Here is a 26,878-nt window from a genome sequence, read left to right on the forward strand (position 1 = left end):
TTTACTTACCCATTGCCTTCTTAAACTCATTCAGATCACCCTGTGCCTCACCGAGTTTTTCCGCTTTCTGCAATTTCTCGGCATACTGGGCCTCTGTGAGCTGTTTGATTTCCGTTCCGTCCGTAAGTCCGGTAACACCATACACAACGATTGTCTCACCTGATTTCAATCCACTTTCAATAATATAGTTCTTGCCGTCATTCTCGGGATTGACCGTCACAGAAGTATATTTGACCTTGTTGTCCTTGCCAACCACATATACGAAAAACTTATCCTGCACCTGCATCACGGCTGACTGTGGTATCACAATGGCGTCCTGTGCCGTCTGAGGAACAATGACCGAACCGGAAGCACCGCTCTTCAATTTCTGACCGGGATTGTCAAAATCGGCACGCACCTGCACAGTACCTGTAGCAGCATCTATAACACCACTCACCGCAGCCACATGCCCCTCAGTACCGTATATGCTGCCGTCTGCCAACTGAAGTTTCACGCCGGGGAAGTCTTTGATTGCAGCTTCCACACCTCCTTCGGAGTGTGACAGACCCATCAATTCCTTTTCCGTCAGCGAAAAGTATACCTGCATCGTCTTGTTGTCCGATACTGTTGTCAGTGGCTGTTGGCTTGACGAACTGACAAGCGCGCCCACCTTATAAGGCAACTCACCTATCACACCGTTGGCAGGACTGGTGACATAACAGAAATCAAGATTCTGCTTGGCTGAAACATAACTGGCCTCAGCCTGTGCAAATGCAGCCTTGGCCGATTCATATGCATTCTGTGCCGATTGTAGTTCAAAATCGCCAATTACTTTGTTATCAAACAGTTTCTTGCTGTTTTCGTATGTCAGTTTTGATGTATTCAACTGTGCCTTTGCCGAATTTACAGCGGCTTTGGCTTGACGTGCCGCTGCCTCATATGTCACATTGTCTATTACAAAAAGTACTTGCCCTTTTTTTACAGACTGACCTTCCTTAACATTAATCTTTGTAATGAATCCTGCTATTTTCGGACGTATCTCCACATCTTGTACGCCTCTGACAGTTGCAGGATAAGAAGTCTGCAACTCTGCGCTCTGCGCCTTCACCGTCCTCACGGCATACTCATTGTCGCCAAAGTTAGGCTTGCCCTGGCTTCCGCCACCACACGAAGCAAGCACAGCCGCGGCCAGTGCCGTAATGATAAACATCTTTTTCTGTTTCATACCTATTTTTATATACACATTAAATTGTTATTAATCATACATTAAGCCTTAAAAAACGGAAACTTTTGTTCCATTCCAAGTTTTCGAGTTGCAAATATACACATAAATAATATACTGACAAACAATCAGAACTTCATATTTAAGAATATTTATTCGGTACTTAACTATTTATAACTTTTTCACTCCGAACATCAGTTCATGTAAAGTCCAAACTACACGACGCGCAGGAACAGCGCCCATCGACAAAGGCCTCCGTTCCTGCGCTCCATAACGCGGTTATCAGCAGTCTATGGCTGAGGCCTGACGCCGGTTGGGACGCCGGACCGTGTACGATACGTGGAGCCATCGGCAACCGTTGGACATACGGTGCTCGAAAAGCAACTGGTCGAAATCAAGGTTACGGCGTATATAGTCATATACTTTCATTCCCGTCTCCATACACGATATATGTATATCGGCAGCTTCGCCAAGCAGATGCTGCGATGCCGGCACACCGCCCACAGCGGCATTCAATTCTGCCGAACGGAAACCGCTCGATATGCGCGTCACTCCGAAACGCCGCCTCACAGGCTCGAGCACATTGGCGCACAACAGACGCATGCGCTCTATGTCGGCACCGGTAGGAATGTTGTCAATAGCCCGTCGCTCGGCCACACCCGAACGAACCATCTCCTCAAACGAGAAATGCTCGCTCAACATTGTTTTCTGATTCTGATTTTCCATGGTAAACATCAATTTATGATTTTATAAATAAAAATGTGATTAGTTTTTTCAAAAGCAACCGTATATGACCGTAATATCATGTTGGTGAACACTGACTTGTATGTTTTCCCGTCACCATCCTTTCCAGCGGACGCTCTATACCCATCCGGAACATCTGTGCGGCGTAACGTTGGATAAACGGGCCACGGCGCACGCCCTTGCGCTGCTCTCCCTGGTAGGCCACTGCCGAGGGGTTGCGCGGCAACGTAACATGAAGCACGGTGCAGGCACGGGCCGCCAGCGCACGGAACGTGCACACACAGCCCTCACCATCGCAAACCGTGCCATCGGTGTAGACCACATGGGCAGCTTCCATCAGGTCGCGCACCGACCCGGTCCAGTGCACACCGTCATCGGGACTGAGCCGCAACAAGGCTACAAACTCCTCGGCAAGCCGCCCACGGGCCTCTTTCACCTCCTGTGTTTTCATGGTGTTCTGTTGACTCTGCCCAAAACGGCAGCCAAACCTTTCGTTTTCGATGTAATACATAACGAATCGTGTTTTTTAAACAATTAAATTATTAAAGTATGTCTTTTTCTAATGCCTCCGGACTAACGGATGGCTTTCGGATGCAAAAGTAAAGCAGTATTGTGCACTCATTGTTCACTCCGCCAACAAAATTAGTTAAAATAATGTAATGAGAGGATGGTGACGTCGTTCTTAATTCCCCATATTTACAGTCCGTTTCGTATGAAAAAACGACAAAATGCGATTTACATAAAAAAATCATGATTTTACTAAAAAATAGTCATACCTACATTTGGTAAAAATTTGGAGGCTGAATTATTTCTCTTCTATTCTTGCTTAGAAGTTAACACCGACGCTAAGACTGAGGGCGCTGCTGCGACTGTTGTCGAAGCTGTAAAGAATACATCAGTTCACAACAAACCGAATGAAAGAGTTTATTCCATGACAATACCCATTTCTGCATCGTAAAGCATAGGTAATGGATATCCGAATAATCTTTACTTTAACGTATGTTAATCGGCATACGAAGTGCGTTTTGTGCGGAAGGAGCCGAAAAACGCGATTTTTAGCTCAAAATAGGACACACTGATAATCAGAGAGTTACACGCTTCTGGTCACAATAGAGCCTTGTAATAAAAGCAGAGAGGCCCTCCCGACCTTGCCGTAACGGCCTCCCGGCTCTGCAACGAGGCCGCCGCGGGAAGACAACGACGCCGTAATGGGAGGGTCGGGAGGCCTTTACGGCAAGAAAAGTATGTAAGAAACGCGTGTAAAGAAAGCAGAGAGGGCCTTACAGCTTTTCTATTTCAAGAAAAAAGAAATGCGGAATTTTCAGAAAATATATAACAAAACCAGCCCTGCAGTGGTGGTGATGAAAATAGCCAGATGATGGAAACCGTCACGCCAGCCCCATCTCGCGGGCCTTCTCCATAAGCAGCGCCATGAGCGGTTCGCGCTCGTTGGGCACACGATTGTCGAGCACTGCGTCCTTCAGTGTCTGCTTGAGCGTGCCCACCTCGCGGCATGGGCGCAGGTGGAACATCTCCATAATCTCATTGCCGTCGATGCATGGCTGAAGGAGTCGCTTGTAGTCCTTTTCCTTAAGGTCGGTAAGTTTTTCGCGCACCACACGGAAGTTTTCGAGAAAACGCTTCTTGCGCACCTCGTTCTTGCTCGTTATGTCGGCCTCACAGAGCGTCATCAGATCGTCGATGTCGTCACCGGCGTCACTCATCAGACGGCGCACGGCACTGTCGGTCACCACCTCGTCGGCTATCACGATGGGGCGCATGTGCAGATCGACCAGACGCTGCACGTACTTCATCTTGGCATCGAGCGGCAGCATGAGACGGCGGAACACCGCCGGCACCATTTTTGCACCTATTATATTATGATTATGGAACGTCCATCCCGCGACGGCGTCCCACCGCTTGGAACGTGTCTTGCCAACATCGTGCATCAGCGCGGCCCAACGCAACCACAGGTTGTCGGAACGCCGGCACACATTGTCGAGCACTTCGAGAGTATGGTAGAAATTGTTCTTGTGACCACGGTTGTTGCGCATCTCCACTATGTCGAGCGCTGCCAGTTCGGGCAAGATAAGATTGAGCAGTCCGCAGCGTTGCAGATCAACAAAGCCGCGACTGGGCGTAGGCGTCATCATAATCTTGTTGAGTTCGTCCTTGATGCGCTCTCCGCTGATAATCTTTATACGGTGGGCATTGCGTTCGAGGGCCGCAAAAGTCTCGTCCTCAATGTGGAAGTTGAGTTGTGTGGCAAAACGTATGCAGCGCAGCATGCGCAACGGGTCGTCGGAAAAGGTGACATCGGGGTCGAGCGGCGTGCAGATGATGCGGTCCTCGAGATCGTAGATGCCGTCGAACGGGTCAACCAACTCACCGAAACGGTCGCTGTTGAGACACACGGCCATGGCATTGATGGTGAAGTCGCGGCGGTTTTGATCGTCTTCAAGCGTGCCGTCCTCTACCACCGGCTTGCGCGAGTCGTGGCTGTAGCTCTCGCGGCGCGCCCCGACAAACTCCACCTCGATGTCACGGAACTTCACCTGTGCCGTGCCGAAATTGCGAAACACCGTCAGCCGCGCCTTACGTCCGAGCATCTGCTTCAGTTCGGAGGCCACGCTGATGCCGCTGCCAACCACAACCACATCTATATCGTTTGACGGACGTTCAAGAAATATATCACGCACATATCCCCCCACAACATAACAGTCCACACCCAGTTTGTCGGCCGCTGTGGATATCCGGCGGAAAATGTCTTTGTCCAGCACTTGGGCCAGTTCTTCGTCTGTAAGTATTTTCATTGCTCTTTCCCGTTTCTGAATTAGCGGCTGCAAAGGTACTGTTTTTTTTCGGAAATCACAATTAACCACCAAAACAAAGAGCCCACATCAACTCATCTACACCTGGACAGCCCGTTAAATATTATCAAAGTTTATATACTTTTAAACGATTATCAGGAAAAGTATGTATATTTGCGGGATTAAGAAACCATAAAATCAAGAAACAACAAGGAAACATAGACGCTATGGCTGGAATAAGGAGAATTGCTATGATATGTGCTGCCGTGGCCGCATTGGCATCATGTGGTGACAGTGACAGGCAGAATGCCGAAGAAATGCTGAAACAAGCCGGTTACGACTATGAACATGGACGTTATGACATGGCACTGGCCACCATTGATTCGCTGCGCAAGACATATCCGGACATTGTCGACGTCAGACGCAAAGCGTTGGCACTATATCAGAACATATCGCTGAAAAAAGCACAAGAGGAGCTCGAAGAGACCGACCGACAGCTACAGGAGGTCAATGCTACTTACGAGATGATTCGTGAGACGGTCGAAAGACGGAAAGCCGCATTGCAGGCTACGGCCGACGATTTGCAGACGCTGACATTGATGAGGATAAAGCGCGACTCACTGCAGACACGTTTTGACGTACAGTGTGCCAAGATAAAATATATACACAAGCGTCAAAAGGAGAATTAAGGCGTTTCCTTTTGGCAGTCTCACAGGAATTGAGTAATTTTGCAGCATATTTTCAAATGTCTATGGCAAAAGAGGTTTTATCCACTGAAGCACAATTCGAACAGGTGATGCACGAATGTCGCGCACTGTTCGAAAAAAAACTGCACGACTACAAGGCTTCGTGGCGCATCCTGCGTCCATCATCACTCACCGACCAGTTGTTCATCAAGGCCAAGCGCATACGATCGCTTGAAATCAAACAGACTTCTCTCGTAGGCGAAGGCATACGTCCGGAGTTTGTAGCACTGATAAACTACGGAATTGTCGGATTGATACAGGTTGAGCACGGCTTTGCCGACACGGTCGACATGAACAACGATGAAGCCATGGTACTGTACGACAAACATGCAGCAGAAGCTCTGGAGTTGATGAAACGTAAAAACCACGACTACGACGAGGCATGGCGTTCGATGCGCGTGAGCAGCTACACCGACTTCATATTGACCAAGATAGAACGAATAAAAGAAATAGAGAACATTGGCGGCAAGACGCTGGTGAGTGAGGGAATAGACTCCAACTATATGGATATCATCAACTATGCCGTGTTCGGAGTGATAAAACTGAGTGAGAAATAGAAACAGGTCTGTCAGACTGATGAACTTAAAAGGAACATTTCTCATCACCATCTGCCGCTTACTGCTTTCCCTGACATTCATCATGTCAGGCTTTGTCAAAGCCGTTGACCCACTGGGCACTCAATATAAATTGATTGACTATGCCGAGGCGGCAGGACTGGCACGATACGCCAACGGATATCTGACGTTAGCAATGGCCGTGGCAATGGCTGTATTCGAGTTTTGGCTCGGCATATGCCTTCTGTTCACCATAAGGCGCCGCCGTACTGTAAGACTGATGTTGCTCGTCATGGCGGTGTTCACCCCTCTCACTCTATGGCTCGCACTGACCGATCCTATACAGGACTGCGGGTGTTTCGGTGACGCGGTGAAACTGTCCAACTGGCAGACATTTTGGAAAAATGTGGTGCTGCTTACGGCGGCCATCGTTCTCTACAGACGGCCTCTGAGCATAAAAAGAGCCATCAGTAGAAGCAACCAATGGATAGTGACCAACTATACGGTTGTGTTTATCGTTGTCGTGGCCGGATGGTCGCTGTACGACTTGCCGCTGTTTGACTTCCGCCCATATCATACCGGAGCCAACATAAAACATGGCATGGAAATACCCGAGGGTGCTGCCATGCCGCAGTTTGAGACAACGTTCGTCATGGAGAAAAACGGTGTTAGAAAAGAGTTCGCTCTTGACGACTATCCCGACTCGACATGGACATTTGTCGACAGCAGGACTATACAGACCAAAGAGGGATACGTGCCGCCGATACACGACTTCTCCATCATAAGGAGAACGGACGATGAAGACGTGACCGACAGCGTGCTGAGCCGCAAGGGCTACACATTCCTGCTCGTGGCGCCATATCTGGAACATGCCGACGACAGCCGCATGGACCTTATCAATCAGGTGTACGAATATGCCGAAAGTCACGGTTATCCGTTCTACTGCCTCACGGCAAGTTCGGAACGTTCTGCAGAAAGATGGCGAATCATGACGGGAGCCGAATACGAATTCTATACCACAGACGGTACCACCCTCAAGACCATAATAAGAAGCAATCCGGGACTGGTGCTACTAAAGGACGGTGTAGTGATACGCAAATGGAGCCACAACATGCTACCCGACGAGTTTGAACTGACCGACAGACTTGAACGTATCGAAATGGGCTCTGTGCCGAAAGACACGGTGACAGGAAAAGTGGCCAAGATAATAATGTGGTACGTTCTGCCGTTGTTGCTGCTAACGCTGGCCGACAGAATATGGGCATGGTCAAAATGGGTTAAGACAAAGAAAAAGTCTAACAAGATATATCAACTTTTTAAAACAAAAGACAATGAGAAAGAAAATTGTAGCAGGAAACTGGAAGATGAACATGAACCTGCAGGACGGAGTGGCTCTTGCCAAAGAACTCAACGAGACACTGACAACCGAGAAGCCTAACTGCGGTGTAATCATCTGCACACCGTTCATTCATCTGGCAACAGTAGCCCAATTCCTCAATCAGGACGTTATCGGACTGGGAGCGGAAAACTGCGCAGACAAGGAAAAAGGCGCATACACCGGAGAAGTGTCGGCCGAAATGGTGAAGAGCACGGGAGCACAGTATGTAATCCTGGGACACTCTGAGCGCCGCGGATACTATGGCGAGACCCCCGAGATACTGAAAGAGAAAGTACAGCTCGCACTGAAAAACGACCTGAAAGTAATCTTCTGTATCGGCGAGAGTCTGGAGGAACGCGAGGCAGACAAGCAGAACGAGGTGGTAAAGGCCGAACTGGAGGGCAGCGTGTTCAACCTCACAGCCGAGGAGTTCAAGAACATCATCATCGCCTACGAACCCATCTGGGCCATCGGCACAGGCAAGACTGCCACAGCAGAGCAGGCAGAAGAGATCCATGCTTTCATCCGTAGCGTAGTGGCCGACAAGTATGGCGCCGAGGTGGCCGACGACACTACCATTCTCTATGGCGGAAGCTGCAAGGCAAGCAATGCACCCGAGCTGTTTGCAAAGCCCGACATCGACGGTGGTCTCATCGGTGGCGCTTCGCTGAAGGTTGCTGACTTCAAAGGCATCATCGACGCTTTCTGATAACAGTAAAGGATATTGGAGATTGAATGAATTGGTATTTTCCTGACGATTAGAATCTGCATGATTTCAAATTCATTCAATCTTCAAGTTTTCAAAGTTTAATGTATAAAAAATTAATGTATAAAGTCGTTATCATATTATTGCTCACTGCATGTATATCCGGCACAGCAAGTGCGCAGACGTTCCTCGACAGGCTGCAAAAGCAGATGAAGAACCAGGGTACCGTGACCGTACATCAAGATGCGGCCATAGAAAAGTTGGTGAACGGCCCATACACAGCTCCAGCCACGCAAAAAACGAGAAAAACAAACAATGAGAAGACTGTCATAACAACAGACCAAAATAAAAATGTCAGAACGGGGGCACTGACAGACAACAAATCAAAGAAAGATACGGCTGACAGACAAAATGCCGCCGGAAACGCCCAGGAAATTACGCCGGCCGGCCAAAACGACACCACAATCGAAGACGATGCACGCAAGAAGGTGATGCGCAACAGCTATAAAGTAACGGGATTCAGAGTGCAGGCGTATGCCGGAGGAAATACACGACAGGACAGACAGACAGCCGAACAAGTGGGAAACAACATAAAAGCCAACATACCTGGAGAACCTGTATACGTACACTTCTATTCTCCACGATGGATATGCCGCGTGGGCAATTACCGCACATACGAAGAGGCCCACCAGATGCTGTTGGCCATACGCAAATTGGGCTACAAACAGGCGTCGATTGTGAAAGGAAAAATCAGCGTGCAGTATTGACACTGATATAGACTATATACATTCAACAAACTAAGAAATGAATCCGGAAACAGAATACCGAGACAACCTTGACGAGCTGGCCTCACACTACAAAAGTGTACTTGAACTGTTAGGCGAAAATTCCGAACGCGAAGGTCTGCAAAAAACTCCCATGCGCGTGGCCAAGGCCATGCAGGTATTGACAAGAGGATACACCATGGACGCACACAAAGTACTGACCGACGCCCTGTTCAAGGAAGACTACAGTCAGATGGTAATAGTCAAGGACATTGACTTCTTCTCATTATGTGAACACCATATGCTGCCGTTCTACGGGAAAGTTCACGTGGCATACATCCCGAACGGATACATCACCGGACTGAGCAAGATAGCCCGCGTGGTTGACATTTTTTCGCATCGTCTGCAGGTACAGGAACGCATGACGCTGCAGATCAAGGAGTGCATCGAACAGACACTGCATCCGCTGGGGGTGATGGTTGTTGTAGAGGCCAAACATATGTGCATGCAGATGCGCGGCGTGGAGAAACAGAACTCCGTAACCACGACAAGCGATTTCAGCGGTGCTTTCAATCAGGCAAAAACACGCCAGGAATTTATGAATCTCATACACAGCAAGTAGGACTTCCCCTCACAGACATATTTTATGACAATACAATTTTACACTTAAAATATTGACACTACCATGTATCAATCGGACAAAACCACTTACTCCAGAAAGGAATCATATTCGCACATGTTCCTGAACAGTTGTATAGGACGTCTGATAGTGTTGTCCGGCATAATTGCAGCACTGCTGTTTGTCGCATTTTTCACCGTTCCGTCAAAAGAAGCTATGGAAATGAAGATTACTTCGTCCATAAATGAGTGCATCGAGGCTAATTATGAAACAAAATGCGACAAAATAGATGATGCTGTGCGCAATATGACCAGCCTGTTCACAAAGGCGGACACCGTAACCGACAGTAAGAATATGGAAGATTTCTGCAAGTACAACAATATAGAGATATACCACCACTCACTCTACTCCACGGCACGAATACACAACAATCTCAACATGGAAGGCATCAGAGTGGGCATAGGCATATTCGGCATTGTCATACCTACCGTCACATTCAGTGACATGATACTGCGTGTGGGACCGGTACGCAAAGACTATAACCAGAAAATAATACGAAACACATACGACGACGAGGATTTGGGTAACAATCCGGACTTTGGAGATACATACAATTGAAGGAGGGGGAAGCGGGAAATGAAGAGTGTAAAGTTTTGACATAGTGAAGAGTGCAGAGTATAGAGTTTTGAGGTATGATTAGCAGATATTATCCGGTTTCGTGTAACAATGCTAATCATACCTCAAAACTCTATACTCTGCATTCTTCACTATATCAAGACTCCTCTCTCTTTCCCTTGAAAAACTCTTTCATCAGCTGTGCACACTCCTCCTTAAGCACCCCGCCTGTAACCATGGCACGCGGATGAAACGCATGCGGGGCATATTTACTATATCCACGCTTCTCATCGGGTGCACCATAGACTATGCGCGGCATCTGCGCCCATCCTATCGCACCGGCGCACATCGTACAAGGTTCTACAGTGACATAAAGCGTACATTCGTTAAGATACTTTCCACCGAGCTGATTGGCCGCAGCCGTTATGGCCAGCATTTCGGCATGGGCCGTAACGTCGCAAAGCGTCTCGGTAAGGTTATGTGCGCGTGCAATGACTTTTTCACGACACACCACCACCGCTCCTATAGGTATTTCACCTTCACCAAGGGCCGCCTCCGCCTCTATCAATGCTTTGCGCATATACTGTTCATCACGAATTTGAAGACTGCAATCATCATACTGTTGTTCTGCTGACATGATAAACTCTTGTTATTTTGATATTTACTTGTTTATTACTACCTTAAAACTATTTTGTCGCAAAATTACAATAATTTCCTTTGACGGACGGGATAAAAACAGTAAATTTGCAATAATATTTCATTCATTATCTACTCATGGCTTCACACAACGAATTAGGATTCTGGGGCGAACAGACCGCTGCTGACTATCTCACGACGAAAGGATACCGCATTCTGCAACGCAACTGGCGATGCGGACGACGTGATATAGACATTGTGGCCACCGACTACACAACCCTCGTAATTGTAGAAGTGAAGACACGCCGCGACAACAGCTTCACCGAACCGGAAACCGCCGTGGACAGACAGAAGATACGGTCGCTGGCAATTGCTGCAAACGCATTCGTAAAACAGATGCAGACAGACATGCCGTTACGTTTCGACATCATAACCATAAGCGGAACACCCGACACCAGTTGCCGCATCAATCACATCAAGGACGCATTCATCCCATATTAGTCCGGCTGTCACTGCCATACTTTTCTTACACGAACCTTCCAACGAAAAAGAAAAATGCAAAAGCCCTACACCTACAAACCACTCGAAGAGACCGATTCCACCATACGCTACATGCGTGAGGAAATGCCGGACAACAAGCATTTCATGACAATAGTCAGAGCCGAATATCAGACGGCGGGCCGAGGGCAGGGCAACAACACTTGGGAGAGCGAGCGTGGCAAGAACCTGCTGTGCAGCATAAGAATCAGTCCCGAGGGATTGCCAGCCAACAGACAATACGTCATACTCCAGGCTGCCGCACTGGCCGTAAGAGACACGCTGACCGAATACACCGACGGCATAACCATCAAGTGGCCCAACGACATATATTGGCACGACTATAAAATCAGCGGAACACTTACCGAATGCACCATAAGCAACGGCATGGTGAAGAACAGCATAATAGGTATAGGCGTAAATATCAATCAGGAAGTGTTCACAAGCGATGCCCCAAACCCAATATCTCTCTGCACTGTCACCGGCAAACAGGAGGGTATAACAGGCATATGTATTAAGATTGCATGGAAGTTGGGATTCTATCTCATCCACCATATCAATGAAGGCACTCTGCACCACCTCCACGAACTCTACCTGAATTCACTCTACCGCCGAAAAGGCATCCACCGATACCGCGATGCGGATGGAGACTTCACTGCATCAATAGAAACGGTAGAACCTGACGGTCATCTCGTGCTACGCCGCCCGGACGGACAACAAAGCCGATACGCGTTCAAGGAAGTGGAATTCATCATACCGGCACGTACCGACACCAATGCCGGTCCAACCCTATTGTAAGCCACATAATCTGTATGGAATTTCAAAAATATACTCTCTTTACATATCACATACATAATACGTACAATTTATTCCATAAAAAAATAAAAAGAACAACCCTATAAGAACAACAATTATGGCAAAGTACAAAAGAATACTGTTAAAGCTCAGTGGCGAGAGCCTCATGGGCAACCAAAACTTCGGAATCGACCCCGAACGTCTCTCCGACTACGCCCGCCAAATAAAGGAAGTGGCCGAAATGGGGGTCCAGATAGGTATAGTAATCGGTGGCGGCAACATCTTCCGCGGTCTCAGCGGATCGCAGAAAGGATTTGACCGGGTAAAAGGCGACCAGATGGGAATGTGCGCCACTGTCATCAACTCACTTGCCCTCAGTTCGGCTCTCGGAGCAATAGGCGTAAAGACACGCGTGCTCACAGCCATACGCATGGAACCCATAGGAGAGTTCTACACCAAATGGAAGGCCATCGAGGCTATGGAAGCCGGCTATGTGTGTATCTTCTCGGCAGGAACGGGCAGCCCCTACTTCACCACCGACACCGGCTCATCGCTGCGCGGCATTGAGATAGAGGCCGACGTGATGCTCAAGGGCACCCGAGTAGACGGAATATACACGGCCGACCCGGAAAAAGACCCCACGGCAACGAAGTTCAGCGACATCACCTACGACGAAATCTACACCCGCGGCCTGAAAGTGATGGACCTCACAGCCACCACCATGTGCAAAGAAAACAATCTGCCAATCTACGTGTTCAACATGGACATCGTGGGCAACCTGAAAAAGGTCATGGACGGAGAACCTATAGGCACACTCGTGCACAACTGACGATACAACAATATGTTGCCTTAAGGCGCATTACGCTTACATCATGTCTGTGTATTGCGCCTTTTTACTGCATCCACACTGTTTCATCCTTCATTTTGTAACACTTCGTCGTAATAAACAGTTCATAACAATTGTACATCAATATTTTCTTTGTACCTTTGCAAAACCATAAAAATGTACGTTATGAACAGAGCCATATTACTTATCATCACTATAATAATTGCCTTCTTCTATTCATGCTACGGTCCGAAATACCGCAAAGGCCTTACCGAGGCCGACAGCATAGCTTCCGTTAACCCGCAAAGAGCCATGGCTATGCTCGACAGCATAAAACATGAAATGGCAGATGCACCGGAAAACGAACAGATGTATTACCGGCTGCTATGTATAAAGGCACAGGACAAGGCATACATCAAGCACACTTCAGACAGCGCAATACTACCAATCGTGGAATACTACGAAACAGAAGGAGACAAGAATTTGCTGTCAGAAGCATATTATTATGCGGGAAGTGTATATCGAGACCTTAATGACGCTCCACAAGCATTGGAATATTACCATAAGACATTGGATATAACATCAGACAACAAAATACCTCAAAAAGGACACTTGTACTTCCAAGTTGGAAATTTGTTACTTAATCAGGCACTCTATAATCAAGCTATTGATATGTATCAAAAAGCCTTAAGACTGTATAATATTCAAAATGACAGTATCAATACCATATATACTTTACGCAATTTAGCTTATACTTATAATAAGGCAGAAAAAAAAGATAGTAGTCTTGTATACTATCAGAAGGCATATCAACTTGCCAGACAAACAAAATACAAACATGTAAAAATAGAAGTTCTTGCACAAATGGCTTCAGTTTATATTGAAAAGAAGAATTACATTAAAGCTAAAGAGTGTCTATCTCCTATACTAAACAAACCTGATAGCATAGAGCTAAGTCCAGATTATTGCATGGCTCTGAAAATCTGCATGAACACCGGGCAATACGACAGTGCTCACTTTTATGCAAAAGAACTGCTTACAGTAGGAACAGTATATGCCAAACAGACTGCAAGCAGATATCTTACAGAATTAGCCTTAAAAGAAAAGAACTATAACAATGCCGAGGAACACTTAAAACAGTTCAACAAATATACCGACTCCGTAAAGATTATCACAGCTACGGAATCTGTAAACAGAATGAACTCATTATACAATTACAAGCTAAGAGAGAAAGAGAACCTGATGCTGAAAGCTGAAAATGCAAACAAGAAATTAATATTGACCATTGTCATATCCGTATCATTCATTATATTTGTCATACTCATCACATATGTCTACCGCAACAGACAGAAGTTGGAAAGGCTCGGAAGACTCCGAAAACAACTGTACGAACAAAGCGAGGAGTATGTACGGCAGAACAAGGAAAAGATACAGGAGCTGGAGCAAGAGCTAAAAAGAACATCCGACGAGAACATGCTGCTGATAGAAAGAATAGAACAACAACGAGCCGACCTGATACTTGCCAACCAGACGGCAATGAGGAAACAGGCAAGAAATGAATCGTCAAAGAACCGAATAGCCGCAACTGATATCTACAAGACAATACAGGACCATATAAAAAAGGACAAGGTCATAACACCAAAAGAATGGGAGACACTGGACAGAACCGTAAATCAAGAGGTTAATGACTTCAAGGACAACCTGTACAGCTACCACAGAATCAGCCAGCACGAATATCATATCTGCATGCTCATACGTCTGGCTCTCTCTCCTACCGAGATGGCCACCCTTTTAGGGTGCACCACCAGCGCCATTTCCAAAGCCCGCAGGCGATTGCAGGAAAAGTTTTTCAGCGACAATGGGACTGCCAAAGACTTCGATAATTTCATCAATTCTCTATAAATCAAGCGTTTACAAACGAGTTGTCAATTACATGTCAACCCGTTTTTTTATTGTCAAGCTCTTGTCAACTGTTTTTCTTCATGCTCTGAAATCTTCATAATACCTTTGCAGCGAATTCAAGAACCAACAAACAAAACATCAGATATATGAAGAAAAGAACATTACTTGCCTTTATGGCTATCACACTCTGCACAGGCATGCAGGCACAGACAAGAACAGTCACATTATATAATGATGACTTGAAATGTAAAGGAGGACGTTACGAACTCCCTACCATTAACTACGATGACAATACCGTCACAATCTCTGCCGATACTGTAATAAACGCAACAGTAGTGATAAAAGATGCCGATGGCAATATCATCCATGAGGAGAAAACTACTGCCACACAAGCAGAGACGACTATCAATCTGCCCACAAGTGAGCAACAGGACAAATATGTGATAGAACTATACTATGACGACAAGCATCTATACGGATTCTTTGAGGAAACTGAAGATAAGAACCAATAGTATTAAACAATATTCAATCAATTTTTATTCAACATTAAAAAACAACGGATTATGAAAAAGTTATTTTTCGCAGCAAGTATCATTCTTGCATCAATGACCATGTATTCATGTTCAAATGACGAAACAGAAACAACAACGGCCAAATCTGTAAACGAGAATCTACAGAAAAAAGGTCTACAGGAACTCCAAAGCAACATTGCCAATCTGAATAAAGAATGGCAAGACAAACGCCCTATAGTTCTTACACGAAACGAGCTAACCAACCAAATCACAGAAACAGCAACCAATTCCATTAGTATCACCGGTGCCGATCTTGCCGGTGCATTCTTAGGAGCATATCTTGGATGTGGAGTCCCCGGTGCTATCATTGGAGGAGCTGCAGCATCAGCTATTGCCTATTGGGAACGTGAAACATATGGATATTCAACTAAAATAGAAATTGATTACTATGTACCGGCCAACAGTTTAATATTTAAAAATAATGAAATAGCGACCAAAGCAGACAGTATAGGGTATTACCATAACAAAATACTCATGAATATTGGTGAAAACAAACTTACCAATGCTTCTATTGACGATATAGAAGGATTGGTGATAAATAGTGCTATTGAGATTATGGGAAACACAATAGAAAGTAACAACAAGAAGCTCAGAAACAATATATGCACAGATTTCTTTAAAAAAAATATTACAAGACTTAATGCAGCCAAAACAACCGAAGAATTCTGCGACATAATAAGTGAAAGTGGAAAAATCAGCAAAGAGGAACTTGAAATCATCAAAACATATATGGATGGGCTCAACAATATAGACAATACAAACGGAGAATATTCAAAAGCCGTTGAAAGAATTATAGATGATGCTGAAATAAGCACAGAAACAGCAACAAATCTAAAGAACAGTGTGCTCGTAGGCAATGCAAGCCAAAAGTTGTGGTCTATACAGTAAACAAATAATTATTCAAATACTTGAAAAAACAAAAAAAGCCAAATGGAAGGAATGGTAATGGATTCACATACCCATTCCTTTCTGTTATTATTTACACACTCAAAAACATCAGATATATGAAACAATACATGGGATATTTCAGCCAGATAGTATGGGGTACAATGTTTCTTCTATGGATAGTCTTCACATGGGTAAAAGACTATGAAAGCCCCATAACACTATCAGTCCTTATAGCAGTAATGCTCTGTGCCGTTATAAGAATCATTTTCAGAATAAGAAAGAATCTTCCTCCTGAAAAGCCGCGCATACCACTGACGGACAACAACTGTGCCGTGATCATGTTCACCCTCGGACTTGGCAATGTGATGGGATATGACAATGCCGACTACAACTATCTGGCGATAGTGGCCGTAGCAGCCGTCATAATGGACATTTTCCGAAGGATGGCAAAAGATGATATAATATGAAATATGATATGACAGGCTCGGAAACGGATACGGGAAAGCAATACACCGTTGTCATTTCTCCTCCTCAAAATCAACATATTCTCCCTCGTTTTTCGAGAATATCTTGCGCCCTGCTTGCTCAGGCGAACGTTGGTCAATCACAGTAACTCCATTCTGCGCCTTATGGGTACGCTGCGTACGGGCGGAGCCGGTGTCTCCGCCCGTTGACGAAGCTCCACCGTGCGACGAGCGCCGTTGAGTGTAGCCATATTGACGGCTGTGCCGGCCTGTGTTGTCGTCTCCGTATGAAGCATCGTCAAACGGGTCGAGCCCCATTGCCCTGCGTGCAGCGTCACGCAGTCGGCGTACGGTACGGAACACTATATGCGCCATAACCATCATCACTACGGCAACGACGGCAATTACAAATATTATGATAAACATCAGCATGTGCATAAGCCCCTACCCTTTCCTCATATCTGAAAAGACTGAAAGAGCCACATACCATGCGATGACGGCAGCGAAGCCACTCATACGGAACATCAGGAGCAACACGACGGAAGTGACAACAAAGACATATTTCAACTCGTTGCCACGCCATCCCCATGTCTTGAACTTCAAGGCAAACATCGGAATCTCAGCCACCATCAGCCAACTGCACACCAGCACCATGGCCACCACTCCCGCCACGATATATGGCGACGACGAGAGCCAGGCCTCGCTGCCTGTCACGAGCGATGCCCAAAACAGGGCGTTGGCCGGTGTGGGCATGCCGATGAACGACGTTGTCTGACGCTCGTCAAGATTGAACTTGGCAAGACGCAGGGCCGAGAATGCCGCCATTACAAACGCTACATACGGCAGATATCCGCCCACGGCACCAAGCGAAGACATACAGTCCTGAGTATCGAGGAATGTGTAGATGACGGCCGACGGGGCCAGGCCGAAAGTGATGCAGTCGGCCAGCGAATCCAGCTCCTTGCCTATGGGCGACGACACGCCCAACAGGCGAGCGCTCATACCGTCGAAGAAATCGAATACGGCACCTATGACGATAAACAGGAAAGCCATCTCATAACGCCCCATAAAAGCGTACGAGACAGCGATGCATCCCGAAACAAGATTGCAGCACGTTAGTGTGTTGGGAATCTGTCGTGTAATACAATTAGCCATGCCAGTGTTTTTTATAGAATCGTGTCCGGGCACTGCCGTGCACCGGATATATTATTTAAGTTTGGCGATGACCGTAAGGTCACCCGTGGTGCACTGCCCCATCTTGACACACACCTCTGTACCTAAAGGCAGATATACATCGACGCGCGAACCCAGCTTGATGAATCCCAGATGCTCGTCTATATAGCATTCCTCGCCAGGCTTGGCATATGTCACTATACGGCGCGCCATCGCACCGGCAATCTGCCGGCAGAGCACACGCTCTCCCTCAGGGGTCTCTATCATCACGTCTGCATGTTCGTTCTCCTCGCTGGCCTTGGGAAGCCATGCCTTATGGAAATTGCCGTCCTTATGTACCACCGACACCACCTTTCCGTCCACCGGAAACCAGTTGGCATGAACATTGAACAGACTCATGAATATCGAAATCATCAGACGACGGTCGTGGAAATACTCGTTTTCATCGACCTCTTCAATCACCACAATCTTACCGTCGGCCGGAGCCACCACCACCCGTTCGGTATCGCCCTCGAAATAGCGTTTGGGACAGCGGTAAAAATTGAGCACCACGGTCCATACCGTACCGAACAGGACAACGAAAGACCAGAACGGAACTTTCGAATCAAAATAGCACCATAACAAGGCTGCAACGGCAACAATTGCCAACATACTGACCGTCAGTGTGTTCGTACCTTCACGATGTATTCTAATCTTCTTCAGTTTCTTGATTCTCCGTCCCATCGATTAATTTTGATTGTTTCTAAATTCAAATGCAAAGGTACACCTTTTTTATTTATCTTACAAACTTTTCTCCTTTTTCTTTCTCGCTGATACAAAATATATTTACTTTAACGTATGTTAATCCGCTTGCGACGTACTATTTGTGCCCTACGAGCCGAAAAACGGCATTTTTACGTCAAAACAGGAAGCGCTGACTGTCAGCGAGTTACGGCAACGCCACTTCAAAAGAGCCATGTAAAGAAAGCAGAGAGGGCCGTTTGGCCTTGCAACGGGGCCGTTATTGCATTGCGACGGCGGCCCCGTTGCAAGGCCAAACGGCCGTTACGGGAATGCCGGGAGGCCCTTACGGCAAGTTTTCCACCCCGAAAACGGGTGTAAAGAAAGCAGAGAGACCCTCATTGGTTTTCTATTTCGAGAAAAACAAAATGCGTTTTTTTCAGAATAATCCATACAAAATTACGATATCACCGGCAGACACCTGTCTCAGTCGGGATTGTCATCGGCTGCACAATCAAGACATAGGAGTTTTTGGATTTTCTTATTGTTTAATTTGGCAGTCTTACGGTTTCTGCGTAACTTTACGCCTCCAAATCAAAACAGGAGGGCATAAGACATGGAAGATTTCGTACACCTGCACGTACATACATACTACTCGATACTCGACGGACAGGCCAGTATATCGAAGCTGGTCGACAAGGCCGTGGGCAACGGCATGCGCGGCATGGCCATCACCGACCACGGCAACATGATGGGCATAAAGGAGTTTTTCAACTACTGCAAGGGCGTGAACGGCAAGCGGAAAGATGCCGGACAGGAACCCTTCAAACCCATCTTCGGCTGCGAAATGTATGTAGTGCGCAACGGCCGGCGGCTGACAGACAAAGAAAAAGCCCAAGGCGACAGCGGCGGTAACCACCTCGTGGTGCTGGCAAAGAACGAAAAAGGTTATCACAATCTGATAAAGCTGGTGTCGAAAGCGTGGACCGACGGATTCTATACCCGCCCGCGAACGGACCATGTCGAACTTGAGAAATATCACGAGGGCCTCATTGTCTGCTCGGCGTGTATAGCGGGTGAGGTGCCGGCAAAAATACTGAAAGGCGACATCGCGGGAGCAGAAGAGTCGGTGCTGTGGTTCAAGCGCGTCTTCGGAGACGACTACTATCTGGAACTGCAACGCCATGAGGTCAAGGACCCGTCGATACGCGCCAACCGCGAGACATTCCCTTTGCAGCAACAGGCCAACAAGGTCATCATAGAACTGGCCCGGAAACACGATGTCAAACTGGTGTGCACCAACGACAGCCACTTTGTCGACGAGGAGAACGCCGAGGCCCACGACCGCCTGCTATGTCTTTCGACCGGCAAGGACCTCGACGACCCCACACGTATGCTATACTCAAAACAGGAATGGTTCAAGACACGCGAGGAGATGAACGATGTGTTCTGCGATATCCCCGAGGCTCTGGCCAACACGTGCGAGATACTGGACAAGGTGGAGACCTACTCCATCGACCACGACCCAATCATGCCTTTCTTCCCCATTCCGGCAGAATTCGGCTCGGAAGAGGAGTATAGGAAACGTATTACCGAGCAGGAACTCTACGATGAATTTACGAGCGACGAAAACGGCGAAAACCAGCTGTCACCCGAGGAAGGCGCCAAAAAGATAAAGAAACTTGGAGGATACGACCGTCTGTACAGAATAAAGTTCGAGGCCGACTATCTGTCGAAGCTGGCTTACGACGGTGCGCGCCGGCTCTACGGCGACCCGCTGACGGACGAGGTGCGGGAGCGGGTGAACTTCGAGTTGCACATAATGAAGACGATGGGATTTCCCGGCTACTTCCTCATTGTACAGGATTTCATCAACTCAGCCCGCGAAGAGCTGGGCGTGATGGTAGGCCCAGGACGTGGCTCCGCCGCCGGCAGCGTGGTGGCCTACTGTCTGGGAATCACCAAGATAGACCCCATCAAGTACGACCTTCTGTTCGAGCGTTTCCTCAATCCCGACCGCATCTCATTGCCCGATATCGATACCGACTTCGACGACGACGGACGCGGACGCGTGCTCGAATGGGTGGAAGACAAATACGGGCACGACAAGGTGGCCCACATCATCACCTACGGCACCATGGCCACCAAAAACTCCATCAAGGACGTTGCCCGTGTGGAGAAGCTGCCGCTGGAACGCAGCAACCAACTCTGCAAAGCCATACCGGACAAACTCCCTGGCGGCCTGAAGATGAACCTGACCAACGCCATCAACGTCATCCCGGAGTTGCGCGAAGCCGAGGCAAGCACAAACCGTCTGGAAAGCGAGACGATACGCTATGCCCGAATGCTGGAAGGCACCGTACGCAACACCGGCATACATGCCTGCGGAACCATCATCTGCCGTGACCCGATAAGCGACTGGGTACCGGTGTCGACAGCCGAAGACAAGAGCGACCCCGGACACAAACTGCTTTGCACGCAGTACGACGGCCACGTGATCGAGGAGACAGGACTTATCAAGATGGACTTCCTCGGACTGAAGACACTGTCACAGCTTAAAGAGGCCGTAGAGAACGTACGTCTGCGCACGGGCGAAGTGATCGACCTCGACACCATTCCTATCGACGATCCGCTGACATACCAGCTCTATTGCGAGGGCCGCACGATAGGCACATTCCAGTTTGAATCGGCCGGCATGCAGAAGTATCTGAGAGAACTGAAGCCGTCGGTATTCGAAGATCTTATAGCCATGAACGCTCTTTACCGTCCGGGCCCGATGGACTACATCCCGTCGTTCATAGCCCGAAAGAACGGCCGGGAGGAGATAAAGTACGACATACCGTGCATGGAGAAATATCTGAAAGACACTTACGGCATCACGGTATATCAGGAGCAAGTCATGCTCCTCTCACGGCAGCTGGCCGACTTCACCCGAGGCGAGAGCGACGCTCTGCGAAAAGCGATGGGCAAGAAGAAGAAGGCCATCGTCGACGCGATGAAGCCGAAATTCATTGAAGGCGGAAAGAAGAACGGCCACGACCCGAAAGTGCTCGAGAAGATATGGGGCGACTGGGAGAAGTTCGCATCGTATGCCTTCAACAAGAGCCATGCCACATGCTACTCGTGGGTGGCCTATCAGACGGCTTATCTGAAAGCCCACTATCCGGCTGAGTTCATGGCCGGAATCATGAGCCGAAGCCTTGACAACATCAACGATATAACCAAGTTCATGGACGAATGCCGCGCGATGGGCATACCCACCCTGGGACCCGACGTGAACGAGAGCCGCCAAAAGTTCAGCGTGAACAAGAAAGGCGAGATACGTTTCGGAATCAGTGCCATCAAGGGTGTGGGCGGTGCGGCGGCCGACGCCATCATATCGGAACGCGAGAAGAACGGCCCGTACACGAGCATATTCGACTTCATACAGCGTGTCAATCTTGGCGCCGTCAACCGAAAATGTGTCGAATCGCTCGTACTGAGCGGCGGGTTCGACAGCTTCGGACAATTGCGCCGAGAAGATTTTTTCGCGAAAAACACAAAAGGAGAGATGTTCATCGACACCTTCGTGCGATACGGCCAGACTTATCAGATGGAGCAGAGCCAGATGCGCAACTCACTCTTCGGTGGAGAGAACGAAATCGAAATAGCCACACCGCAAATAATAAAAGGGGATATGTGGAGCGACATCGAACGGCTCAACCGCGAGCGCGAGCTGGTGGGTATCTACATATCAGCCCATCCGTTGGACGAGTTCAAAATTGTGCTCGACAATCTGTGCAACACCAACTGCGCCGAACTTTCCGACATATCGTCACTAAGCAATCGCGAGGACATAACCATAGGCGGGATAGTGACAGACATAAAGTCAAAGTTCACAAAAACCGGCAAGCCGTGCGGATTCGTTACCATCGAAGATTTCGAAGGCTCGGGAGAACTGGCCATGTTCGGTGAAGACTGGGGGCGATGGAGCGGAATGTTCAAAGAAGGATGCACCATATATATCACTGCCAAATGCCAGCAACGCTACCGCGACAGTCAGTTTTTCGACCTGAAAGTGCAGAACATAGAATATTTGCAGACCATCAAGGACAAGGCAATAGACCGTATCACCATCTCTTTGCTGACAGACGAGCTGAACGATCAGATAGTAACCGAGCTGAACGAAATAATAGCCGACAGCCCTGGAAGCACCAAGCTGTTCTTCCAACTGCACGATGCAAGCGGCAAGAACCATGTGCTGCTGCAATGCAAACGACACACGGTAGACGTAAAACGCACTCTCATCACATACATAGAACAGAACAAGAATGTACTTGACTACAAGATAAACTGACACCCCGGAAAGACAAGCATAAATGCGGCACCGGACTTACGCTATGGCTAAAATACATTCTATGCCAAAGACGCCTTAGGCCTGTTAAAAGCCCCAAAGCCTGCTTAAAAAGTCATTATCCGCTTGGCGGTATCAATGGTTTTGAGTATTTTTGCACATAACAAGGATCATGTCCCGCTATAACAAACCGTCCAAAATGACAATGACGGAACAACAAAAGACGGTATACAAAACATATAAACAAATAAAAACAAAAGAACAATGGAAGTAAAAATCACAAACGAAAATTTTGAAAGTCTTAAGAATGGCGAACAGCCGTTAGTAGTGGATTTCTGGGCTACATGGTGCGGCCCGTGCCGAATGATAGCTCCAATAGTCGAAGAACTGGCAAAGGAATACGACGGTAAAATCACCGTAGGAAAGTGCGACGTGGAGGAGTGTGACGACATTGCCGCGGAATTCGGGATACGCAACATACCTACAATTCTGTTCTTCAAGGGCGGACAAGTGGTTGACAAAACTGTCGGGGCTGTGTCAAAAGCCAAACTCGAAGAAAAATTCCAAGCCCTGCTATAACCTATGGCCGACTTTGAAGAAGAACTCCGGCTTGACGCGGAAGAGAACGCCCGCGAAGCCGAGTATATACTCAATGCCCTGCCTGCCGACTTGAAAGACAAATACTCCACAGACGATATACTATATATGATGGACGTCATAGTGGAGTATTATTTCGAAAGCGGCATACTCGAAGGAGGTGACGACAACGATTACGTTGACATTGATCTGCAGGCCGTAGCCGAATTTGTATGCAGCAAGGCAAAAGAAGACGGCCGTGGGGAATATTCTGCCGACGAAGTGCTCTTCGTGGCACAGGCCGACTTGGATTTTCAGGAAGAGAATCTTGACTGAAGTCTGTATATCAACACAGGTATAAAAAGACAGAGGGAATGTATCGCCGACAGTTCACGATACATTCCCTCTGTCTTTTTATACCTGTGTACGGTTTGCATTATCATAATAATACCAAAATCATACACTTTCATGACAGGAATCAATTAAAACCACATAAAACGACAATTCCGGACACATTGTTTGGCCACTCTGAAAAAACACCTTAACTTTGCACCGGAAACAGTAAGGATAACGATTATATTTATCAGAGGATAACAAACAACTAACAACTTGGGGTCGACAAATTCTTTAAAGAACGAGGAAAGCCCTTAAAACAAAGAAAGGTAAAAAGATTATGGTAACATTAAGTATTATTTTCGCAGTGGTATTTGTGACAACAATAGCACATGCAATGTATCTCGGAAGAAAACTCGACATGAAGAAATAACATGTTGCCAGTTTACAGATACAAACAGAAAACACAAAAAGAACGCCCCGGCTTCACTGCCATGCGGGCATAGTAAGAAACAAAAGAAAGGATAACACATTATGGAAATATTTGCAATGGTAGCCGTTGCCACCGCCATATTCGCAGTGATAACACCATGTATAATGAGAATGTCTATGCACAACAGATAAAGACTATTGATAACAACATATGAAAACAACCCCTCGAAAAAGCCGCAAGACTCTTCGAGGGGTTGTTTTTTATTCTAATCCGAAAGCATATTATTATAATCCGAAAGCATATTAGAATAATATGAAGACATCCGTCCGCCGCACTCAGAAGGTCACGGTACGGCCGCCATCTCCTTGCTCGGCTATGGTTACCTTAAGAGCATCGCCGGGCAGAAGCTCCTCTACAAGTTCCGGCCATTCGATAAGACAGAGAGCTCCACTATAAAAATAGTCCTCATATCCCATATCGTACACCTCGTCGAGCTTCTTTATCCGATAGAAGTCAAAATGATAAATAAGTTCGCCTGTAGCATCCGAACGGTATTCGTTCACTATGGCGAATGTCGGCGACGTGATTACATCGTCCACTCCCAACTCTTCACACACAGCCTTTATAAACGTTGTCTTGCCGGCCCCCATCTTGCCGTAGAAAGCTATTACGGTACTATCTCCGATAGCGTTCACAAAACGTCGGGCCGCTTCACGGATATTGTCCAAACTGTCTATTCTTATTTCCATAATACAAATGCTTCATTTATGTTATCTTTCCTTAAATCAACGTCTCTTTCCGGTCATCGTCACCACGGGTATTATCATCTCTTCCATGGATATTCCACCATGCTGGAAGGTGTCCTTGTAGTAGGACACATAGTAATTATAGTTGTTTGGATAGGCAAAAAACGAGTCGCCCGTAGCAAACACATAGCTTGTACTGAGGTTTGGCGCAGGCAGCTGTGCCTTGTGCGGATTCTTGATTACGAAGAGATCCTTGCTGTCGTATCCAAGATTCTTGCCGAGCTTATAGCGCAGGTTTGTATTGGTGTTGCGGTCACCGACTATCTTCACAGGCCTGTTTGCACGTATGGAACCATGGTCGGTGGTCACGACGACACGATAATTGCTACGTGAAAGCATCTTGAACAACTCAGAAATAACCGAATGGCGGAACCAGCTGAGCGTGATGCTGCGGTAGGCAGACTCGTTATTGGCCAACTCACGCACCATCTTTGATTCCGTACGGGCATGACTGAGCATATCGATGAAGTTGAACACCACAACATTGAGATCGTTGCGCTCCAGCTGTCTGAACTGCTGCATGAACTTCTCTGCGCCGGCCGAATCGTTTATCTTGTGATACGAATATGAGTTCTTGCGCCTGTAACGCTCCAGTTGCGTGCCGATGAGCGGCCCCTCGTTGAGGTTCTTGCCCTCCTCCTCGTCCTCGTCGACCCACAAGTCGGGAAACAGTTGGGCAATCTTGTTGGGCATCAGTCCGCTGAATATCGCATTGCGGGCATACTGTGTGGCCGTGGGCAGTATGCTGAAATACAAGTCCTCGTCAATGTCGAACGAGTCGCCTATCTCGCGGGCTATCATGCGCCACTGATCGTAACGGAAGTTGTCAAGCACTACCAAAAACACCTTTTCACCCTCGTTGAGCAGCGGGAACACCTTACGCTTGAACAGCTCCGGACTCATCATCGGATGTTCTACCGGCGGCATGGTGGGGTCAAGAGCCGCCATCCAATCCATATAGTTATTCCTTATGAACTTAGCAAAGCCGTTGTTGGCATCCTCTTTCTGCATTTCCAACATCTCCGTCATGCTGCTGTCCGTGCCGCTCAACTCCAGTTCCCAATGCACAAGTCGCTTGTACACCTCTATCCAGTCTTCATACGTGCGGCAATCGCTTATCTGCATGGCTATCTGCTGGAAGTTCTGTTGGTAGCCCGTCTGGGTCACCTCAGTCACTATTTCCTTTCTATGTATATTCTTCTTCAGCGTCAGCAATATCTGGTTGGGGTTAACCGGCTTTATCAGATAGTCGGAAATCTTAGACCCGATGGCCTGATTCATAATGTCCTCCTCCTCGCTCTTGGTCACCATAACCACCGGCACCGACGGTAAAACCTCCTTTATCCGCTGAAGTGTCTCAAGCCCGCTAAGTCCGGGCATCATCTCGTCAAGCAGCACAAGATCAAAATTCTGCCTGCGACACATGTCGACGGCATCGGTTCCGTTGGTCACCGTTACCACCTCATAACCTTTCTTTTCAAGGAAGATTATATGTGCCTTCAGCAATTCTATCTCGTCGTCTGCCCAAAGTAATAATCCGTTGTTCATCTGTAGAAATCGTCGTCAAAGTCGAAACCGCCCGTCTGCGGTTCATTGTTAATACTGTTATTGTCTTCCGTAGGAGTCTGAGGCGTATCACCGAAACCAAGGCCGTCGTCGTCATCGTCTGTGGTTGAAGGCTGCTGTACCGGAGCCTGAGGCGTATCGCCGAGACCAAGACCGTCGTCATCGTCTGTGGTTGAAGGCT

At 47.5% G+C, this 26,878-nt stretch carries 26 protein-coding genes and 1 pseudogene; 16 read left to right on the top strand and 11 right to left on the bottom strand.

From position 1 onward, the window contains the following. Position 1 precedes the first annotated feature (1 nt). The 4 genes from HPS55_RS10685 to HPS55_RS10700 all read right to left on the bottom strand — a co-directional run bounded on the left by HPS55_RS10685 (position 2) and on the right by HPS55_RS10700 (position 4,758). Complete coding sequence (locus HPS55_RS10685; RefSeq protein ID WP_172177207.1) at positions 2-1,204, bottom strand: efflux RND transporter periplasmic adaptor subunit; 1,203 nt, start codon at positions 1,202-1,204, stop codon at positions 2-4. Between the two features lie 279 nt (positions 1,205-1,483). Then, complete coding sequence (locus HPS55_RS10690; RefSeq protein WP_172177205.1) at positions 1,484-1,927, bottom strand: D-Ala-D-Ala carboxypeptidase family metallohydrolase; 444 nt, start codon at positions 1,925-1,927, stop codon at positions 1,484-1,486. A 76-nt stretch (positions 1,928-2,003) separates the two neighbouring features. Further along, positions 2,004-2,456, bottom strand: coding sequence for a hypothetical protein (locus HPS55_RS10695; RefSeq protein WP_172177203.1), 453 nt, complete (start codon positions 2,454-2,456; stop codon positions 2,004-2,006). An 877-nt stretch (positions 2,457-3,333) separates the two neighbouring features. Then, positions 3,334-4,758, bottom strand: coding sequence for a CCA tRNA nucleotidyltransferase (locus HPS55_RS10700; protein WP_172177201.1), 1,425 nt, complete (start codon positions 4,756-4,758; stop codon positions 3,334-3,336). A gap of 224 nt (positions 4,759-4,982) precedes the next feature. Here HPS55_RS10700 and HPS55_RS10705 point away from each other — a divergent pair, with 224 nt between their 5' ends. From HPS55_RS10705 to HPS55_RS10735, 6 genes and pseudogenes are all read left to right on the top strand, one after another. Next, complete coding sequence (locus HPS55_RS10705; RefSeq protein ID WP_172177199.1) at positions 4,983-5,444, top strand: outer membrane protein assembly factor BamD; 462 nt, start codon at positions 4,983-4,985, stop codon at positions 5,442-5,444. Positions 5,445-5,506: 62 nt separating this feature from the next. Next, positions 5,507-6,058, top strand: coding sequence for a DUF1599 domain-containing protein (locus HPS55_RS10710; protein ID WP_172177197.1), 552 nt, complete (start codon positions 5,507-5,509; stop codon positions 6,056-6,058). A gap of 19 nt (positions 6,059-6,077) precedes the next feature. Then, positions 6,078-8,142: pseudogene (locus tag HPS55_RS10715) on the top strand (BT_3928 family protein). A 116-nt stretch (positions 8,143-8,258) separates the two neighbouring features. Then, positions 8,259-8,906, top strand: a complete 648-nt coding sequence (locus HPS55_RS10725) for an SPOR domain-containing protein (RefSeq protein ID WP_172177193.1) — start codon at positions 8,259-8,261, stop codon at positions 8,904-8,906. A gap of 37 nt (positions 8,907-8,943) precedes the next feature. Beyond that, on the top strand, positions 8,944-9,525 hold the full coding sequence (gene folE / locus HPS55_RS10730) for a GTP cyclohydrolase I FolE (protein WP_172177191.1): 582 nt from the start codon (positions 8,944-8,946) through the stop codon (positions 9,523-9,525). Between the two features lie 63 nt (positions 9,526-9,588). Next, positions 9,589-10,140 (top strand): hypothetical protein, encoded by a 552-nt coding sequence (locus HPS55_RS10735; RefSeq protein WP_172177189.1) that lies wholly within the window; start codon positions 9,589-9,591, stop codon positions 10,138-10,140. Between the two features lie 154 nt (positions 10,141-10,294). Here HPS55_RS10735 and HPS55_RS10740 read toward each other — a convergent pair whose 3' ends face one another. Further along, positions 10,295-10,774 carry a nucleoside deaminase gene (locus tag HPS55_RS10740; RefSeq protein WP_172177187.1) on the bottom strand — a complete coding sequence of 160 codons (480 nt, stop codon included), beginning with the start codon at positions 10,772-10,774 and terminating at the stop codon, positions 10,295-10,297. A gap of 137 nt (positions 10,775-10,911) precedes the next feature. Between HPS55_RS10740 and HPS55_RS10745 the strand changes: the two genes are divergently transcribed. The 7 genes from HPS55_RS10745 to HPS55_RS10775 all read left to right on the top strand — a co-directional run bounded on the left by HPS55_RS10745 (position 10,912) and on the right by HPS55_RS10775 (position 16,760). Further along, complete coding sequence (locus tag HPS55_RS10745) at positions 10,912-11,274, top strand: YraN family protein (protein ID WP_172177185.1); 363 nt, start codon at positions 10,912-10,914, stop codon at positions 11,272-11,274. A gap of 54 nt (positions 11,275-11,328) precedes the next feature. Next, a complete protein-coding gene (locus tag HPS55_RS10750) occupies positions 11,329-12,108 on the top strand; it encodes a biotin--[acetyl-CoA-carboxylase] ligase (RefSeq protein ID WP_172177183.1) in 780 nt (259 codons plus the stop codon). Between the two features lie 115 nt (positions 12,109-12,223). Further along, positions 12,224-12,934, top strand: a complete 711-nt coding sequence (gene pyrH / locus HPS55_RS10755) for a UMP kinase (RefSeq protein WP_172177181.1) — start codon at positions 12,224-12,226, stop codon at positions 12,932-12,934. Positions 12,935-13,117: 183 nt separating this feature from the next. Next, on the top strand, positions 13,118-14,833 hold the full coding sequence (locus HPS55_RS10760) for a tetratricopeptide repeat protein (RefSeq protein ID WP_172177179.1): 1,716 nt from the start codon (positions 13,118-13,120) through the stop codon (positions 14,831-14,833). 146 nt (positions 14,834-14,979) lie between these two features. Beyond that, complete coding sequence (locus HPS55_RS10765; protein WP_172177177.1) at positions 14,980-15,345, top strand: DUF3244 domain-containing protein; 366 nt, start codon at positions 14,980-14,982, stop codon at positions 15,343-15,345. Between the two features lie 51 nt (positions 15,346-15,396). Then, on the top strand, positions 15,397-16,293 hold the full coding sequence (locus HPS55_RS10770) for a hypothetical protein (RefSeq protein ID WP_172177175.1): 897 nt from the start codon (positions 15,397-15,399) through the stop codon (positions 16,291-16,293). A gap of 116 nt (positions 16,294-16,409) precedes the next feature. Further along, positions 16,410-16,760: a hypothetical protein gene (locus HPS55_RS10775; RefSeq protein WP_172177173.1), complete on the top strand. Its 351-nt coding sequence runs from the start codon at positions 16,410-16,412 to the stop codon at positions 16,758-16,760. A gap of 51 nt (positions 16,761-16,811) precedes the next feature. Here the strand turns inward: HPS55_RS10775 and HPS55_RS10780 are convergent, their stop codons facing one another. From HPS55_RS10780 to HPS55_RS10790, 3 genes are read right to left on the bottom strand one after another with little or no spacing between them, the layout of a single operon-like run. Further along, positions 16,812-17,183, bottom strand: a complete 372-nt coding sequence (locus HPS55_RS10780; RefSeq protein ID WP_172177171.1) for a DUF4834 family protein — start codon at positions 17,181-17,183, stop codon at positions 16,812-16,814. 18 nt (positions 17,184-17,201) lie between these two features. After that, on the bottom strand, positions 17,202-17,912 hold the full coding sequence (pssA, locus tag HPS55_RS10785) for a CDP-diacylglycerol--serine O-phosphatidyltransferase (RefSeq protein WP_172177169.1): 711 nt from the start codon (positions 17,910-17,912) through the stop codon (positions 17,202-17,204). 51 nt (positions 17,913-17,963) lie between these two features. Beyond that, entirely contained in the window at positions 17,964-18,653 is a 690-nt protein-coding gene (locus HPS55_RS10790) for a phosphatidylserine decarboxylase family protein (protein ID WP_172177167.1), read from the bottom strand. 613 nt (positions 18,654-19,266) lie between these two features. On the opposite strand from HPS55_RS10790, the gene dnaE reads away from it, so the two are divergent. The 3 genes from dnaE to HPS55_RS10805 all read left to right on the top strand — a co-directional run bounded on the left by dnaE (position 19,267) and on the right by HPS55_RS10805 (position 23,895). Beyond that, positions 19,267-22,986 carry a DNA polymerase III subunit alpha gene (gene dnaE / locus HPS55_RS10795; protein ID WP_172178250.1) on the top strand — a complete coding sequence of 1,240 codons (3,720 nt, stop codon included), beginning with the start codon at positions 19,267-19,269 and terminating at the stop codon, positions 22,984-22,986. A gap of 261 nt (positions 22,987-23,247) precedes the next feature. Continuing rightward, complete coding sequence (gene trxA / locus HPS55_RS10800) at positions 23,248-23,562, top strand: thioredoxin (protein ID WP_172178252.1); 315 nt, start codon at positions 23,248-23,250, stop codon at positions 23,560-23,562. Between the two features lie 3 nt (positions 23,563-23,565). Beyond that, positions 23,566-23,895, top strand: a complete 330-nt coding sequence (locus tag HPS55_RS10805) for a hypothetical protein (protein ID WP_172178254.1) — start codon at positions 23,566-23,568, stop codon at positions 23,893-23,895. 765 nt (positions 23,896-24,660) lie between these two features. Here HPS55_RS10805 and tsaE read toward each other — a convergent pair. The 3 genes from tsaE to HPS55_RS10820 all read right to left on the bottom strand — a co-directional run. Beyond that, on the bottom strand, positions 24,661-25,074 hold the full coding sequence (tsaE, locus tag HPS55_RS10810; protein ID WP_172178256.1) for a tRNA (adenosine(37)-N6)-threonylcarbamoyltransferase complex ATPase subunit type 1 TsaE: 414 nt from the start codon (positions 25,072-25,074) through the stop codon (positions 24,661-24,663). 36 nt (positions 25,075-25,110) lie between these two features. After that, positions 25,111-26,679 carry a T9SS response regulator signal transducer PorX gene (porX, locus tag HPS55_RS10815; protein ID WP_172178258.1) on the bottom strand — a complete coding sequence of 523 codons (1,569 nt, stop codon included), beginning with the start codon at positions 26,677-26,679 and terminating at the stop codon, positions 25,111-25,113. Next, the coding region (locus tag HPS55_RS10820; RefSeq protein WP_216655537.1) for a hypothetical protein at positions 26,676-26,878 on the bottom strand (203 nt) is incomplete at its 5' end. The genes HPS55_RS10820 and porX, both read right to left, overlap by 4 nt.

This window comes from Xylanibacter rodentium, from assembly GCF_013166575.1.
Classification (GTDB): domain Bacteria; phylum Bacteroidota; class Bacteroidia; order Bacteroidales; family Bacteroidaceae; genus Prevotella; species Prevotella rodentium.

Coding starts and splice junctions, on each gene's coding strand:
- HPS55_RS10685 (WP_172177207.1), bottom strand. CDS start 1,204: ATGAAACAGAAAAAGATGTTTATCATTACGGCACTGGCCGCGGCTGTG.
- HPS55_RS10690 (WP_172177205.1), bottom strand. CDS start 1,927: ATGGAAAATCAGAATCAGAAAACAATGTTGAGCGAGCATTTCTCGTTT.
- HPS55_RS10695 (WP_172177203.1), bottom strand. CDS start 2,456: ATGTATTACATCGAAAACGAAAGGTTTGGCTGCCGTTTTGGGCAGAGT.
- HPS55_RS10700 (WP_172177201.1), bottom strand. CDS start 4,758: ATGAAAATACTTACAGACGAAGAACTGGCCCAAGTGCTGGACAAAGAC.
- HPS55_RS10705 (WP_172177199.1), top strand. CDS start 4,983: ATGGCTGGAATAAGGAGAATTGCTATGATATGTGCTGCCGTGGCCGCA.
- HPS55_RS10710 (WP_172177197.1), top strand. CDS start 5,507: ATGGCAAAAGAGGTTTTATCCACTGAAGCACAATTCGAACAGGTGATG.
- HPS55_RS10725 (WP_172177193.1), top strand. CDS start 8,259: ATGTATAAAGTCGTTATCATATTATTGCTCACTGCATGTATATCCGGC.
- folE (WP_172177191.1), top strand. CDS start 8,944: ATGAATCCGGAAACAGAATACCGAGACAACCTTGACGAGCTGGCCTCA.
- HPS55_RS10735 (WP_172177189.1), top strand. CDS start 9,589: ATGTATCAATCGGACAAAACCACTTACTCCAGAAAGGAATCATATTCG.
- HPS55_RS10740 (WP_172177187.1), bottom strand. CDS start 10,774: ATGTCAGCAGAACAACAGTATGATGATTGCAGTCTTCAAATTCGTGAT.
- HPS55_RS10745 (WP_172177185.1), top strand. CDS start 10,912: ATGGCTTCACACAACGAATTAGGATTCTGGGGCGAACAGACCGCTGCT.
- HPS55_RS10750 (WP_172177183.1), top strand. CDS start 11,329: ATGCAAAAGCCCTACACCTACAAACCACTCGAAGAGACCGATTCCACC.
- pyrH (WP_172177181.1), top strand. CDS start 12,224: ATGGCAAAGTACAAAAGAATACTGTTAAAGCTCAGTGGCGAGAGCCTC.
- HPS55_RS10760 (WP_172177179.1), top strand. CDS start 13,118: ATGAACAGAGCCATATTACTTATCATCACTATAATAATTGCCTTCTTC.
- HPS55_RS10765 (WP_172177177.1), top strand. CDS start 14,980: ATGAAGAAAAGAACATTACTTGCCTTTATGGCTATCACACTCTGCACA.
- HPS55_RS10770 (WP_172177175.1), top strand. CDS start 15,397: ATGAAAAAGTTATTTTTCGCAGCAAGTATCATTCTTGCATCAATGACC.
- HPS55_RS10775 (WP_172177173.1), top strand. CDS start 16,410: ATGAAACAATACATGGGATATTTCAGCCAGATAGTATGGGGTACAATG.
- HPS55_RS10780 (WP_172177171.1), bottom strand. CDS start 17,183: ATGTTTATCATAATATTTGTAATTGCCGTCGTTGCCGTAGTGATGATG.
- pssA (WP_172177169.1), bottom strand. CDS start 17,912: ATGGCTAATTGTATTACACGACAGATTCCCAACACACTAACGTGCTGC.
- HPS55_RS10790 (WP_172177167.1), bottom strand. CDS start 18,653: ATGGGACGGAGAATCAAGAAACTGAAGAAGATTAGAATACATCGTGAA.
- dnaE (WP_172178250.1), top strand. CDS start 19,267: ATGGAAGATTTCGTACACCTGCACGTACATACATACTACTCGATACTC.
- trxA (WP_172178252.1), top strand. CDS start 23,248: ATGGAAGTAAAAATCACAAACGAAAATTTTGAAAGTCTTAAGAATGGC.
- HPS55_RS10805 (WP_172178254.1), top strand. CDS start 23,566: ATGGCCGACTTTGAAGAAGAACTCCGGCTTGACGCGGAAGAGAACGCC.
- tsaE (WP_172178256.1), bottom strand. CDS start 25,074: ATGGAAATAAGAATAGACAGTTTGGACAATATCCGTGAAGCGGCCCGA.
- porX (WP_172178258.1), bottom strand. CDS start 26,679: ATGAACAACGGATTATTACTTTGGGCAGACGACGAGATAGAATTGCTG.